This window comes from Brevibacterium zhoupengii, assembly GCF_021117425.1.
GTDB lineage: Bacteria > Actinomycetota > Actinomycetes > Actinomycetales > Brevibacteriaceae > Brevibacterium > Brevibacterium zhoupengii.
Genome location: NZ_CP088298.1, coordinates 2,992,553 through 3,006,872, shown reverse-complemented (window position 1 = coordinate 3,006,872; position 14,320 = coordinate 2,992,553). Strand labels below are relative to the sequence as shown.

General features: G+C 64.4%; 13 protein-coding genes and 2 tRNA genes. 11 read left to right on the top strand and 4 right to left on the bottom strand.

Going from position 1 to position 14,320, the window contains the following annotated elements; genetic code table 11:
- The first annotated feature begins 10 nt into the window (after window positions 1-10).
- Genes LQ788_RS13670 through LQ788_RS13645 form a run of 6 tightly spaced genes read left to right on the top strand, consistent with a single transcriptional unit; the run spans window position 11 to window position 4,254 of the window.
- On the top strand, window positions 11-1,099 hold the full coding sequence (locus tag LQ788_RS13670) for a lipoate--protein ligase family protein (RefSeq protein ID WP_231441835.1): 1,089 nt from the start codon (window positions 11-13) through the stop codon (window positions 1,097-1,099).
- A 2-nt stretch (window positions 1,100-1,101) separates the two neighbouring features.
- A complete protein-coding gene (locus LQ788_RS13665; RefSeq protein WP_231441833.1) occupies window positions 1,102-1,596 on the top strand; it encodes a hypothetical protein in 495 nt (164 codons plus the stop codon).
- Window positions 1,557-2,405 carry a Type 1 glutamine amidotransferase-like domain-containing protein gene (locus LQ788_RS13660; protein WP_231441831.1) on the top strand — a complete coding sequence of 283 codons (849 nt, stop codon included), beginning with the start codon at window positions 1,557-1,559 and terminating at the stop codon, window positions 2,403-2,405. Before LQ788_RS13665 ends, LQ788_RS13660 begins: the two co-directional genes overlap by 40 nt.
- A 41-nt stretch (window positions 2,406-2,446) precedes the next feature.
- On the top strand, window positions 2,447-3,232 hold the full coding sequence (gene thyX, locus LQ788_RS13655) for an FAD-dependent thymidylate synthase (RefSeq protein ID WP_231441829.1): 786 nt from the start codon (window positions 2,447-2,449) through the stop codon (window positions 3,230-3,232).
- Window position 3,233: 1 nt separating this feature from the next.
- Window positions 3,234-3,812, top strand: coding sequence for a maltokinase N-terminal cap-like domain-containing protein (locus LQ788_RS13650; protein WP_231441828.1), 579 nt, complete (start codon window positions 3,234-3,236; stop codon window positions 3,810-3,812).
- Between the two features lie 7 nt (window positions 3,813-3,819).
- Window positions 3,820-4,254, top strand: coding sequence for an HIT family protein (locus LQ788_RS13645; protein WP_231441827.1), 435 nt, complete (start codon window positions 3,820-3,822; stop codon window positions 4,252-4,254).
- 45 nt (window positions 4,255-4,299) lie between these two features.
- Here the strand turns inward: LQ788_RS13645 and LQ788_RS13640 are convergent, their stop codons facing one another.
- The 3 genes from LQ788_RS13640 to LQ788_RS13630 all read right to left on the bottom strand — a co-directional run bounded on the left by LQ788_RS13640 (window position 4,300) and on the right by LQ788_RS13630 (window position 9,107).
- Window positions 4,300-5,352 (bottom strand): alcohol dehydrogenase catalytic domain-containing protein, encoded by a 1,053-nt coding sequence (locus LQ788_RS13640; RefSeq protein WP_231441826.1) that lies wholly within the window; start codon window positions 5,350-5,352, stop codon window positions 4,300-4,302.
- Window positions 5,353-5,463: 111 nt separating this feature from the next.
- Window positions 5,464-6,363, bottom strand: a complete 900-nt coding sequence (locus LQ788_RS13635) for a 3-methyladenine DNA glycosylase (RefSeq protein WP_275902200.1) — start codon at window positions 6,361-6,363, stop codon at window positions 5,464-5,466.
- Window positions 6,364-6,398: 35 nt separating this feature from the next.
- On the bottom strand, window positions 6,399-9,107 hold the full coding sequence (locus LQ788_RS13630; protein WP_231441822.1) for an ATP-dependent RNA helicase: 2,709 nt from the start codon (window positions 9,105-9,107) through the stop codon (window positions 6,399-6,401).
- Between the two features lie 73 nt (window positions 9,108-9,180).
- Here LQ788_RS13630 and LQ788_RS13625 point away from each other — a divergent pair, with 73 nt between their 5' ends.
- The 5 genes from LQ788_RS13625 (at window position 9,181) to LQ788_RS13605 (ending at window position 13,286) form a co-directional block, all read left to right on the top strand.
- Window positions 9,181-9,987: a fumarylacetoacetate hydrolase family protein gene (locus LQ788_RS13625; protein ID WP_009882606.1), complete on the top strand. Its 807-nt coding sequence runs from the start codon at window positions 9,181-9,183 to the stop codon at window positions 9,985-9,987.
- Window positions 9,988-10,102: 115 nt separating this feature from the next.
- The gene (gene gltX, locus LQ788_RS13620) at window positions 10,103-11,569 is read left to right on the top strand and encodes a glutamate--tRNA ligase (protein ID WP_262908275.1); all 1,467 of its coding nucleotides are present in this window, start codon (window positions 10,103-10,105) and stop codon (window positions 11,567-11,569) included.
- On the top strand, window positions 11,566-12,933 hold the full coding sequence (locus LQ788_RS13615; protein ID WP_231441820.1) for an alpha/beta fold hydrolase: 1,368 nt from the start codon (window positions 11,566-11,568) through the stop codon (window positions 12,931-12,933). The genes gltX and LQ788_RS13615 overlap by 4 nt, the downstream gene beginning before the upstream one ends.
- 170 nt (window positions 12,934-13,103) lie before the next feature.
- A tRNA-Gln gene (locus LQ788_RS13610) sits at window positions 13,104-13,175 on the top strand.
- A 38-nt stretch (window positions 13,176-13,213) separates the two neighbouring features.
- Window positions 13,214-13,286: transfer RNA gene (locus LQ788_RS13605), tRNA-Glu, on the top strand.
- A 211-nt stretch (window positions 13,287-13,497) separates the two neighbouring features.
- On the opposite strand, the gene LQ788_RS13600 is transcribed toward LQ788_RS13605, so the two are convergent.
- Window positions 13,498-14,295 carry a DUF4282 domain-containing protein gene (locus LQ788_RS13600; protein WP_231441815.1) on the bottom strand — a complete coding sequence of 266 codons (798 nt, stop codon included), beginning with the start codon at window positions 14,293-14,295 and terminating at the stop codon, window positions 13,498-13,500.
- Window positions 14,296-14,320 lie beyond the last annotated feature (25 nt).

The following is a 14,320-nucleotide window of genomic DNA, read 5'->3' as shown; positions in this document are numbered from 1 at the left end:
GTTTGGAACCATGACGAACGACATGCACGAACCCCAGCGTTTTCACGCCGAGTACAAGGTCATCGGCGGGAAGCTCGTGGTCGCCGATGTGGAGACCGACGGGAAGACCATCACCGAGCTCAAGATCTCCGGTGACTTCTTCCTCGAACCCGAAGAGGCCTACTTCGATCTCGCCCCTGCGCTTGTGGGAGCCAGCGTCACCGCCGACAACGCGAATCTGCGGCAACGACTCGATGCGGCGCTCGCCGGCTACGGCTCGGAACTGGCGATGCACGGATTCTCCACCTCTGACATCGCGACAGTCGTCCGCCGTGCTCTGGGGTCGGCGGCGAACTTCACCGACTTCGACTGGCAGGTCATCCGCGGTCAGGTGCTGCCCACACAGGTCAATGTCGCCCTCGACCAGGTGCTGTTGGAGGAGGTCGCGGCGGGACGTCGGAAACCGACACTGCGATTCTGGGAATGGGACGACACCGCCACGGTGATCGGGGCCTTCCAGTCCTATGTCAACGAACTTCGCCCAGAAGGCGTCGAGAAGTACGGCGTGCAGGTTGTGCGCCGCATCTCCGGCGGGGGAGCGATGTTCATGGAAGGCGGGAACTGCATCACCTATTCGATGTTCGTGCCGCCCTCGCTGGTCGCCGGCCTCGACTACGAGGAGTCCTATGTCTTCCTCGACCAGTGGGTGCTGGCCGCTCTGAAGAGCCTCGGCGTCGAAGCCTTCTACAAACCGATCAACGACATCTCCTCAACCGGCGGCAAGATCGGCGGTGCGGCACAGAAGAGACTGCGTGATGGCACTCTGCTCCACCACGCGACGATGAGCTATGACATCGACGCCGACAAGATGGTCGAGGTTCTGCGCATCGGCGAGGCGAAGATCTCCGACAAGGGAGTCTCGAGCGCCAAGAAGCGCGTCGACCCCCTCCGCAGCCAGACCGGTGAGGCCCGCAAGGACATCATCGACGTCATGGCCAACACCTTCGCCGACCGTTACGGGGCAAGCTTCGACACCTTCACCGCCGACGAATTGGACAAGGCGCAGGCCTTGGTTGACGAGAAGTTCGGCACCGAGAAGTGGACGCACCGGGTGCCGTGAGCATGTCCCCAGAGGATCAAGGGCCCTGGTGGCAGGCCCAAGCACTGGCACTGGCTGCAGAAGCACAACGCCGTGAGAGACGGCAGGGAACCGCACTCATCATCGTCTCGTCTGTGTTCGTGGCGGCCTCGCTGCTGTGTATGTTCATCGGCGCTCTCCGCCTGATCGGGCTGGTGTGCCTGGTCTTCTTCGGTGCCTGTCTCTTCGGCGGAATCCTGATGCGCAGGGACCCCAACTCCCGGACCACCTTCGTACTCACACTGTGGGTGGGGCTGCTGATGGGGCTCGGGATGGGGCTCCTGTTCATCTTCACGCTCTTATCGGCGCTGACCTATGGGGCGAGCGGCAACCAGATCGCGGTGCTCATCGTCGCCGCAATCGGCTTCCTGTTCTTCGGAGTCGGCGCCATCGCGGCATTGGTGAAGGCTGGCCGAACGAGACGGAAACCCCGTGACCAATGGCAGAACGGACGACCTCACAGGCCCACGAGACGATGAAGGATGATGCTCTGAATCAGTCGACGATCGTCGCTCTCGGTGGTGGCGGGTTCTCGATGTCGGAATCGGGGACATCAGCGATCGATGACTACCTCCTTGAGCTGGCGGCCACCGTTCGGGACAAACGCAGCACAGAAGCTCACCACCGCCGAGGTAGTCGCGGAGCTTCGCTGCTCCCTCGCGTGTGCTTCGTTCCGACCGCCTCGGGAGACAACCCCGACTACATCCACCGCTTCGAAGCGGCTTTCGCCGGGCGGGCCGAAACGCACGTGCTCTCACTGTTCGGACAGAGCCCGTGGGACTACCAGGACCCGAAGATGCTCCTGGACATGGACCTCATCTACGTCGGCGGTGGATCCACCGCCAACCTGCTGACGCTGTGGCGTGACCACGGAGTCGACGACATCATGGCGCTCGCCGCATCGAGAGGCACCGTCCTGGCCGGAATCAGTGCCGGCGCCAACTGCTGGTTCGAGGCCTCGTCGACAGATTCGTTCGGGCCCTTGGCTCCACTCAACGACGGCCTCGGATTCATCTCCGGAAGCGCCTGCCCGCACTATCACGGTGAACCCGGTCGGGCTGAGACCTTCCGAACATGGATCGAGACCGGCCAGCTTCCGGGGCCAGGGCTGGCCATCGATGACTATGCTGCGGTCGTCTTCGAGAACTTCAGAGCCACCTCGGTGATTGCGGAGAAATCCGAGGCACACGCCTATATCGTCGACGAGCGAGGCGAAACACGGCTCGACAGAGACGTGACCCAACATTCGCCACGCACGGTCGAACCACCTCGGCGATCTGATCTGTAGGATTGGGAATCAATCAAGCCATACCCTGCACAAGGAGAGCCATGCGCCAGGTCGAACCATCCGTAGAACTGCTCGCAAAACCCAGCATCGACTGGGAATCGATGAGGACATACCTCGACGAGGTGGGCGGAACTACCTGGGCCGACCGTGTCGAAGAGGCCGATTCTCCCGACGCCGAGGATCTGCTCGAGTTCTCCGGACGCATGTGCTACCGCTCGTGGGAGCCGGGACTGAACCCGAACGTGTCGCGCGTGCGCACCGACTCGGCCCAGTACCTGGGCAACGTCATCGCCTCCCAGCACGGATCGGTGCTCGAACACGCGAACTTCACCTTCGTCCTCCACAACGTCTCACGGGTGCTCACCCACGAACTCATCCGTCACCGCGCCGGATCCGCGTTCTCGCAGGAATCCCTGCGCTACGTGCGCCTGGCCGACATTCCGTTCTGGTTCCCCGAATGGGCACGTGAGGACTCGGAGCTCATGGAACGCTCCCTCAAGGTCCTCGACACCCTCGAAGAGCACCAGAAGTGGATGGCCGAGCACTTCGAACTCGACGAAGCCAGCACCAAGTTCTCCCACAAGAAGCACATGACTTCCTTCATGCGCCGTTTCGCACCCGAGGGCCTGGCCACCGGCATCGTCTACACCGCGAACCTGCGCTCCCTGCGTCACGTCATCGAGATGCGCACCGCCAAGGGGGCAGAGGAAGAGATCCGTCTCGTGTTCAACAAGATCGGTGAGGCCATGCGCGAAGAGGCCCCAGCGATCTTCTCCGACTATGAAGTGGTCGACGGGGAATGGATCCCCGGGACCCGGAAGGCATGACATGGCTGACATCTACAGCGCCGAACTCAACCCTGGAAAACTCGACGTCATCTCTGCATGGCTGTCCAAGCAGTCATGGGCAGCCGAGGTCGATGTGGCTCCGGAGTCCTTGACGAAGGTCACGTCCTACCGATTCGATGATCCGGAAGGCAAGGTTGGCGCCGAGATTCATATCGTGGCCGCCGGTGACCGTGTCTTCCAGGTGCCGCTGACTTACCGTGGTGCGGAGCTGGCCGGTGCCGACAAGCACCTGGTCTCGACCATGGAACATTCCATCCTCGGCGCGCGCTGGGTCTATGACGGGATGGGCGACCCGCTCTTCCGGCAGCGACTGGACCACGCGATCGCCACCGCCGGAACCTCGGCAAAGCAGTACCGCGTCGACGCTGAGGGCAACCGAATCGACGAGATCACCGATGTGGCTCATGCCTGGGGCACGGGACCTTTGGCCGGCGCCGAAGACGTGCAGGTGCTGTATGAGCTCAACCTCGACTCTCCCGCTGAAGGATCTGACGCGGGACTGCTCCTGGGCCGCTGGACCGGTCAGGAAGCTCCGGTCGTGCTCGCAGTGATGGTGTGATGCACCGATGAGCCAGGACTGCCTGTTCTGCGGGATCGTCGCAGGTGACGTGCCGAGTGCGAAGGTTGCTGAAACTGAGACGACCTACGCATTCATGGACATCCAACCGGGCTCCGACGGGCATCTGCTCGTCGTTCCCAAGCGTCACAGCACCGATCTGCGCGACATCCCGCCGGCTGATCTCGCCGAGGTGGCCATCGAGTCACAGCGCATCGCCAAGCACGTCTTCGAGGCGTGGGGCGTGGACGGGGTCAACCTGCTCAACTGCTGTGGCAAGGACGCCTGGCAGACGGTGTTCCACTTCCACATGCACCTCATCCCGCGCTATCGGGACAAGAACAAGGACCGGCTGCGGCTGCCGTTCGAACCGGGCGTGCGCGGTGACGCTGCGCTGATTGAGGATCTGGCATCCTCGATGCGCTCAGCCCTGCAGGAAGGCTGACCCGGCATACCACCGGCGCAGATCTGGCGGGTCGGGCCGCCGAGCTCAGCGGCTCAGGTCGATGATGGTCATTCCTGAGCCGGTGTTCGAGCCCAGCATCTCCATGGCCGCAGGGGCGTCTTCAAGACCGATGACGTTCGTGACCAGGTCCTGCGGGCGGAGTCTGCCGTCGATGACGAGGTCCAGCATCTCCGGGTATTCGGCCGCGGCCATCCCATGGGAGCCGAGGACGCTGAGTTCGAGGCCGATGACACGTCCCACGTCGATCACCGGTGGAGCGGACAGCAGTCCGATCTGGACATGACGGCCCAAGGGTGCCAGTGAGGCGATCCCGGCAGCGATCGTGTCCTCGCGGCCCAGCGCATCCACGCTCACGGCCACACCATCGGGACACTTGACTGAGAACTGTGCGACCACCTCGGCGGACAGCTGGGTCGGGTTCTTGCCAGAGGCGTTGACCGTGTGCACCGCTCCATGCTGGCGGGCTCGCTCGAGTGCGGCATCGCTGACATCGACGGCGACAACCTGGGCGCCGATGGCCCGGGCGATCATGATCGCCGACAGGCCCACCCCGCCGCAGCCGAAGACCGCGACCGTCTCACCGGCACTGAGGTTCGCCCGCACCCTCAGCCCGTGGAATGCGGTGGCGAAACGGCACCCGAGTCCGACCATCGCCGAGGCGGGCAGATCGTCGGGAACCGCGATGAGGTTGGCATCGGCATTGTGGATGACCACCTGGTCCGCCCAGGAACCGAAGTGGGTGAAGCCGGGTTGAGTCTGATTCGGGCACACCTGAGCATTACCGCTCAGGCACCACCGGCAGCTCCCGCAGCCGCACACGAAGGGCACGGTCACGCGCTGGCCGACTGCGAAGGCTGTGACCTCGGGACCCGCCGAGGCGATGTGACCGACCAGCTCATGGCCGGGCACATGGGGCAAGGAGATCGTGGAGTCGTGGCCTGACCACGCGTGATGATCGCTGCGGCAGACGCCGGTGGCTTCGACGTCGATGACGACACCGGCGGTGGGAGTGGAGGGGGACTCGATGTCTCTCAGCTGGGGGAGGACAGAGAACTCTTCATAGACGATTGCACGCACACCGCAATCCTATGCAGGCAGGGGCCGGCGACTCACCGCGGTCCACACTGTGTGCACTTTGCCGGTGCCCGGCCTCGGGTGGGGCGGGCACTCTATCGGTCGGCGCTGCCTTCAGTCAGACTCTCTGGCGTGGACCCCAACTGCAGCCAAGGAGTTGAGCAGTCGTTGTCGCAGAGCCTGGGCCCGTTCGGAGAAGGCTCTCTGGCGAACCATGTATTCGGCCTTGCCCTCGGCGGTTTCGATGGCGACGACACCGTAGCCCCAACCGCGCAGGTCATAGGGCGAGGCCTCCATGTCGAGGGTGCGGATGTCCAGGGCCAGGTCGAAGCAGTCGACGACGAGGTCGGAGGGGGCGATGGGCCCGATCTTCATCGCCCATTTGTACAGGTCCATTCCCGCGTGCAGGCAGCCGGGCTGCTCGTTGGCCACCATGGACTCGCGGGTGGGCTGGAGAGTATTCCGCGGCCGGGCAGGTTCGGTGAAGAAACGAAACGCGTCGTGATGTGAGCACTGGATCCGGTGACCTTCGACGACGGCATCGGTGGCCTCATGGCTCAGCCGCAGCGGCACCTGCTGATGGCGACGCTGCTCCTCGCTGAGTTTGTAGACCATTGCCCATTCGTGAATGCCGAAGCACCCGAAGTTCGCCTCCCGACGCAGGGTCGACTGGAGCAGCGAGGCAATGAACTTCGCACCATCGCCACGGTCGCTGCGCCAGGACTCGACATCCACCTCGGCGATCGTTCCGGCAGGATTCGTTGTGTACCAGCGACGGTCGAAGTAGGTCCGGTCGGCCTCGGTGGCCAACTCGAGCTGCACCCCGGGGCCGGGATTCCACTTGGCCAACTGACCCGCTTTGAACGGATAGTAGGTGAACAGGAAATCCTCGACCGGGTGCTTCTCGCCCCTGAGCCGGCGGGCGAGGTGCGCATCGGTCCTCTCCGCAATCCTCGCTGCGTGCCCATCGCGCAGAACTCGCCACGTGAGTGCGCTGATCGCAGCACCGAGCATGTCGGTGCCATCAGCAGTCAGGGAGGCGGCGAGAGTCACCTCCTCATTGTCCCAGACCGCTTGGTCCCGCGCATCGGGGGTGTTGTGAGCGGATCCTCGGGCCAGGCATGCTTCGGATAACGGCCGCGGTTCTCGGCTCTGACGTGGGAATACGCGTTGGCCCAGAAGGAGGCGAGGTCGCTGGTGACCGCCAGCGGTCGGCGGGCAGGGGAGAGCAGGTGGACCACCACCGGGACTCGACCCTCACACACGCTCGGCGCCGTCTGCCAACCGAAACACTCCTGGAGCTTGACCGCGAGCACAGGTCCCTGGTCGGAATCGGACTCCGAGTCCACTCGGTCGGGATCGGGATAGTCGAGGCGAACTCGGGAACCGGAGGGCACCTCAACACTGACCGGCACCAGTTCGTCGAGGCGCGACGCCTGCGGCCAGGGCAGGAGAGTCCGCAGCGTGGAGACGAGGTCGACTCTGCTCGGGTCGGCTCCTCGTGCGACCCGGTCCAGGGCTGCCGGGCACCACTGGGTCAGCGTCTGCGACAGCTGTGACCAGCGCACATCCGGCCACGGCGCGCCATAGACTGCGTGCAGCAGTCCCAGCCGCGAGCGCAGCTCCTCGAATGCCTCACTGGGTCGCAGAATCTCTCTGGCCCCGCGCTGACGCACCGACGCTGCGATCGCCGAGCGGGCCAATTCCGGACTCGCCTTGATCGGTGTCGCGGTGAGTTCGATACCGCCGAGGCGGGTCCGGCGCACCGCACGGACCTTGCCCTGCTCGAACGTCGCCGTCTCCTCAGTCGCCATCAGACCAGCCCCCGCAAGTTCCGCGGTGTCCTCGTCGATGACAACAGCAGCTCTGATCACTGCGCGTCCGCCCGAAAGGCCGACATCGGAGATCGCCAACCACGGGCTGCCCTGCAGTGAGGAGTTCCGCGGCAGTGTCGCGGCTGTGCCCGAGGCCAGCAGATACTCAGAGGCCGAGGAGCTGCGCAGTCGCCCGATCTGCATCGGGTGAGCGAGGGCGACGACGAGTCCCAGGTCATCGGGACTCAGTGACCCTCCCCGAGCCGAACCCTGAGCTTCTGCACCCTGATCCGCTGCACCCTGCGGGTTCGAGAACTCCGCGGCCAAACCGGCGAAGCGCTTCACGTCTTGGGTGAATCGACGGTCCTTGCCGCGCCGCAGCTCGCGCAGGGTGGCCACAAGATCGGCACCCGGGGCACGCTGCTCGGATTCGATCACAGCGATCGCCTCGGCGGCAGCTGCCGGGGACAGCATTGCGGCTCCGTCGAAGAGACCTCGCGCCGACCACGCGGAGGCCGGGATCCGGGAGATGGCCCGCCCCAGCTCGGTGACCGTGATCGAGGCCTCCTTGGCACCTGCATCGCGCTCAGCCCCTGCACCCTGACCCGGATCTGCCCCCTGATCCGGATCTGCCGCCTCGATTGCCCCGAGCGCCACGAGATTGTCCACGGCCAGGCGGTAGGGGCCCTCTGGCATCGGGTCCGGCAGCAGGCCTGTGTCACCACCCCACACCGCGAGGGTCAGCACCGCCGAAGTGAGGTCGGAGGTCGCAATCTCAGCCGGCGTGTGCTCGGGCAGGCTCGCCCAATCGGATTCGGACAGGCACCGGTAGACCGTGCCGGGGCCCAACCTCGAAGCACGACCGGCACGCTGGGTGCCCGAGGCCTTGGACTCCCGGGTTGTGACCAGACCAGACATTCCACGCCGCGTGTCCAACCGGGGACCCCTGGCCAGCCCCGAATCGACGACGATGCTCACCCCGGGAACCGTGAGAGCCGACTCCGAGACCGAGGTCGAGACGATCACCCGACGTCGGCCAACCTCGGCGGCCTGCGGTTTCAAGATCGCATCCTGCTCCTTGGCCGGGGTGCGCCCGAGCAGGGTGTGAACCTCAGTCGTCGGTGCGGAGGGAAGGGACCGCGCGATGCGTGAGGCGATCTCCTCGACCTCCCTGGCACCGGGAGCAAAGACGAGCACGTCCCCACTCGTGTGCGCAGACAGGGCATCGACGGTTGTGCGCGCCACATGATCGAGGAAGTCCCAGGTCACACCGCGTGCGTCCAGAGGCCGCTGCTTCGCGGGCGCCCACCTGACCTCGAGGGGATGGACCTGGGCGGACACCGAGAGCAGTGTGGCCGGAGCCTCGGCCCCACCGGCACTGTCACCTGCTCCCAAGCGTCGTGCCCACAGCGTGGCGTCCAGGGTCGCTGACATGACGATGAGGCCAAGGTCCTCACGCAGATCGACGAGTTCCCGGCACAGTGCGAAGGTCAGGTCGGTGTCGAGGTGACGTTCGTGCACCTCATCGAGGATGACCGCCGAGACACCTGCCAATTCGGGATCGCGCAGCAGCCGGGCCAGCAGGACTCCCGTGGTCACGAACTCGATCCGCGTGCGCGCGGAGGTCCGCGACTCGCCGCGAACCGTGAACCCGATGTCCTCGCCGAGGCGGGTCCCCGTCAGCGTCGCCAGCCGCCTGGCGCCTGCTCGAGCGGCCATGCGTCGCGGCTGAGTGACGATGATTCGCCCCGGTACGTCCGCTGAGCTGCGAAGATGCTCGGCAATGAGCGGCGGCACCAGTGTGGTCTTGCCGGTTCCGGGCGGGGCTTCGACGACCAGGCGGGGGATTCTGCCGACAGCCGCGCTCGCCAGCTGGTCGATGAGTGCCGCAGCGGGTAGGCCCTCGGCGATGGCGTGCAGGTCGAAGTGTGGGGAATCGGGCATGTCTTAAGTGTCTCAGTCCCAGCGCAGAAAGCCCGTGTGTCAGCGGCCCGGCCGACTGACTAGACTGGGGGACATGCGTATTGCCAGATTTGTGCACCAGGATGAACCCAAATACGGAGTCGTCGAAGGCGACGTGCCGCAGATTGAGGACGGCACGTGGGACACGTCCGGTCTCAGTCTCGCCGTTCTCGACCAGGACCCCTTCTTCGCTCCGGCCCAGTCAACGGGTGAGCGGCTGAAATTCGACGACGTTCGTCTGCTCAGCCCGATCCTGCCGCGCTCGAAGGTCATCGGCGTGGGACGTAACTTCGCCGACCATGCCGCCGAGCTCGGCAACGAAGTGCCCGTCAGCCCGCTGACCTTCTTCAAGCCCAACACCGCGGTCATCGGCCCCGGCGATCCGATTCGCCTGCCCTCCATCAGCGAATACGTGTCCTACGAAGCCGAACTGGCCGTCATCATCGGTCGCGTCGCCAAGGGTGTGAAGGCAGAGAACGCCTTCGACTACGTCCTCGGCTACACCGGCGGCAATGATGTGACCATGCGCGACATCCAGAAGTCCGACAAACAGTGGTCACGAGCCAAGGGCTTCGACACCTCCTGCCCGCTGGGCCCGTGGATCGAAACCGAACTCGACGTCGACGACCTCTCCATCCGTTCCTGGGTCGACGGGGAGCTCAAGCAGGACGGCAACACCGCCGACTTCATCTTTGACATCCCGACCCTCATCGAACACCTGTCCGAGACCATCACACTGCTGCCCGGTGACGTCATCCTCACCGGCACCCCTGCCGGAGTGGGGCAGATCGTGTCCGGCAACCGTGTCGACATCGCCATCGAGGGACTCGGAGTCCTCACCAATATGGTCATGGACGCCTGAGACCAGCACCACCGGGCAGCGCACTGCAGCACACACGTGCAGCACCACACGCCGTTCGCTGCCGACAGACTCGCACCATCACAGACTCGCACCATCAAACGACATAAGGACTACCGTGAGCGTCAAAGTTCGTTTCTGCCCATCACCCACCGGCACCCCGCACGTCGGCATGGTCCGCACCGCCCTGTTCAACTGGGCATACGCGAAGCACACCGGCGGAAAGTTCGTCTTCCGCATCGAGGACACCGACGCCGCACGTGACTCCGAGGAGAGCTTCGGCCAGGTCGTCGAGGCCATGAAGTGGCTCGGCCTCGACTGGGACGAAGGCATCGATGTCGGCGGACCCGACGGACCCTACCGTCAGTCCCAGCGCGGCGAGATCTACCAGGGTGTCATCGAGAAGCTCAAGGCCGCTGGACACATCTACGAGTCCTACTCGACGAACGAAGAGGTCGAAGCTCGCCACAAGGCCGCGGGACGCGACCCCAAGCTCGGCTACGACGGCTACGACCGCGACCTCACGTCCGAACAGATCGCCGGCTTCAAGGCCGAGGGCCGCGAACCCGTGTGGCGTGTGCGCATGCCCGCCGAGGACGTCACCTTCACCGACCTCGTGCGCGGAGAAATCACCTTCCGCGCCGGCACCATTCCCGACTACGTCGTCGTCCGCGCGAACGGACAGCCGCTGTACACCCTGGTCAACCCCGTCGACGACGCGCTCATGGGCATCACCCACGTGCTGCGCGGCGAGGACCTGCTGTCCTCGACCCCGCGCCAGGTCGTGCTCTACGAAGCACTCAAAGACATCGGCGTTGCCGAGGCGACCCCCGAATTCGGTCACCTGCCCTACGTCATGGGTGACGGCAACAAGAAGCTGTCCAAGCGTGATCCGCAGTCGAACCTGTTCCTCCACCGCGACAACGGTTTCATCCCCGAGGGCATGATCAACTACCTCGGCCTGCTCGGCTGGTCGATCGGCCCCGACCGCGACGTATTCAGTGTCAAGGAGTTCGTCGAGGCCTTCGACATCCACGATGTCCTGCCCAACCCGGCCCGCTTCGACGTGAAGAAGGCCACGGCCATCAACGCCGACCACATTCGACTTCTCGAGGGCGATGACTTCCGCGACCGTCTGGTGCCCTATCTCCAGGCCGCCGAGGTGCTTCCTGAGAAGCCATCGGAGGCTCAGCTGGACGTCCTCAACCAGGCCGCACCCCTCGTGCAGACGAGGATGAATCTTCTCGCCGAGGCTCCGGACCTGCTGGCGTTCCTGTTCACTCCCGACTCCGAGCTGACCATGGCCGAGGACGGACTCAAGACTCTCAAGGACTCGGCCCCCGAGGTGCTCGCCGCTTCCATCGAGGTCCTCGAGGGAACCGACGACTGGACCACGGATACCCTGCACAGTGTGCTCCAGGCTAAGCTCGTCGACGAGATGGGGATCAAACCGCGACTGGCCTTCGGTCCGCTGCGCGTGGCCGTGTCCGGACGCAAGGTCTCACCGCCGCTGTTCGAGTCCATGGAGATCCTCGGAAAGGACTCCTCGCTCACACGCCTGCGTGCCCTGGCGGCCTCACTGTGACAGATGCGAACCAGTCGAAGGGTGCGAGCCAAGCCGAGGGTCTGCAGCAGTCGAGCTGGACACGTGGGGGACTGCACCTGAAGGACGTGACGTTCGAGGCTCCATTCGCCCACTTCGGTGGGGGAGCGGCGAAGTCCGCAGCAGCCTCATTGGCAGCACCGGTCTCGGACAAGCCACAGGGTCCATCGAGCATCGAGATCTTCGCGCGGATCGTCGCCACCGAGGCGGACAGCCAGAAGCCCTACCTGGTCTTCCTCCAGGGTGGTCCGGGCAACGAGGCACCCCGACCGACGACACCGGTCGGCGCGTCCACGTGGTTGGCTCGCGCGCTCGAAGAATTCCAGGTCATCATGTTCGACCAGCGTGGCACCGGAAAGTCGAGTCCCATCGGCTCCGTCGAGGGGCGGATCACCGGCCTCGACGCAGCCGGAGACGATCCCGCGGACATCGCCGAGGCGCTCAGCCACTACCGAGCAGACTCGATCGTCGAAGACGCTGAAATCCTGCGCGAGGCGCTCGGCGTCGATACCTGGTCGCTGTTGGGTCAGTCCTTCGGCGGCTTCACCGCTCTGCGCTATGTCTCCGCGCGTTCCGAATCGCTTGACGAGGTCTACTTCACCGGCGGACTGCCGGCGGTCGACACCGATCCGGCCACCGTGTACGCGAGAACGTGGGAGGGGATGAAGCGCAAGTCAGAGCAGTACTACCGTGCCTTCCCCGGCGACCGCGAGAAGCTGTCGCACCTCATCGACTTAGCCGATTCCGATGACGGCATCACTCTGCCCGGCGGAGCCCGCGCGACGAGCGAACGTATCCGACTGCTCGGACACTTCCTCGGGGCCTCCGATGGCCCGGAGAAGCTGCACTATCTGCTCGACCAGGATCCCGCCTCGGTGGCATTCCGTCATGATCTGGCGGCGGCACTGCCATTCTCCGGACGCAACCCGCTCTACGCGATCATCCACGAATCCTGCTGGGCCGACGGCGGCGTCACCGGTTGGGCGGCCCGACGGGCGATGCCCGCAGATGTCCAGGCCGACCCGACACTGTTGGCGGGTGAGCACGCCGGACCGGAGTCTCTGACCGAGGACCCCGAGCTCGCGCCCTTCGCCGAGGTGGCCGAACTCGCAGCACAGCGGGAGTGGCCCAGGCTCTACGACGTTGACGCTCTGCGGGCCGCTGACGTGCGCGGCGCGGCAGCGGTGTACTTCGAGGATGCGTATGTCCCGGCCGAGTTCTCGCTGGCCACGGCCGACCTCCTCGGCGGGGTCAAGCCCTGGGTGACGAACGAATACGAGCACAACGGACTGCGCGCCGACGGCTATCGGGTCCTTGACCGGCTCATCTCACTCGCTCGCGGATGAGTGGCGCGCGAGCGTAGGCGACAGGGAGGCCTGAGGTGGGGCCTGACGGTGAATGTTAAGAAGGTCACACTGGAAAAGGGGCCCGATGATTTGGAGTCGGGCGGGGGGTTTGTGTAGAGTTATATCTCGTTGCTCAGGGAAATTCCTTCGGGGATGAACCTGAATAACATTGGGGTATGGTGTAATTGGCAGCACGAGTGTTTCTGGTACATTTAGTCTAGGTTCAAGTCCTGGTACCCCAGCGAACAGCATCGGGAGTATGACTCTGAGCTGTTTATTGGCCCCCGTCGTCTAGTGGCCTAGGACGCTGCCCTCTCAAGGCGGAAACGGCAGTTCGAACCTGCTCGGGGGTACGGTTGAGTCCCGCATCGAGGAATCGGTGCGGGGCTCGCTCTAATTCACGGCCATTTTTCTGCAGTTGCCTCGGCTCCTCCGAGCCTCAGGGTTTGTCCGAGCCTCAGAGTTCGACTGCACAGCCGATCCCTTCGATAGCACAGCCGATCCCTGAGGCTCAGATCCCTGAATAATCAGATGCCTGAGCCTCAGAGCGAATACTGAAGCGTTTCAGCGCCTGAGTGAGTCTGCGATCTGCTTCGTGTTCTCAGCGGTCTTGACGTTGGCCACGATGAGTTCGAGGGCCAGACGGACGAAGATCACCCAGAGTGCAGGGATGATCCAGCCGAAGATGATCGCCAGCAGCAGCGGCCATGGGCTGAAGCTCGGGGCTTCGCCGAAGTAGGCGGATGCACTGCCCGCAGCTGCGCCTGTGACGATTCCGCCGATGATGGATCCCAGCCAGGACAGCGCGGCCACCACGATGGCGATGATGTAGATGAATCCCGCCCAGCGAACGGCGATGAAGTTGTCGAAGCGGAAGTCGAAGAGCGACTTGAAGAAGCCGCCGCTGCCGCCAGTCTTCTGCTGCGCTGCAGGCTGTTGGAAATTGCCGACCGGGGCGTGCTGGGACCCTGCGTAATTGCCCTGGCCATATGCGGCATAGCCAGCGTCCTGAGAGTACTGTCCCTGTTGAGCCGGCTGCTCGAACTCTCCGTACTGATTCTGAGGATCGTACTGACCGCCGTGGTTGTACTGGCCGCCCTGGTTGTACTCTCCGCCTGGGTTGTACTGGTACTGCTGGCCCTGCGGATTCGGCGAAGCGAACTGAGTCTGGTGCTCGTTGTACTGCTCGGTCTGACTGTACTGCTCGGCTTGGCTGAACTGAGAGCCAGTCGAGTTCGAATCAGGGCTGACCTCGTCCGACGCAGGGCTGACCCGGTTCGTGTCGGGACCGAGCTGGTCGTTCGTGATGTTCTGATTGTTCTCTGCGTCCGAACCGGAGTACGGGTTCTGTGGTGTCGACATTATCTTCCTTCGCACGTGTTGAAGC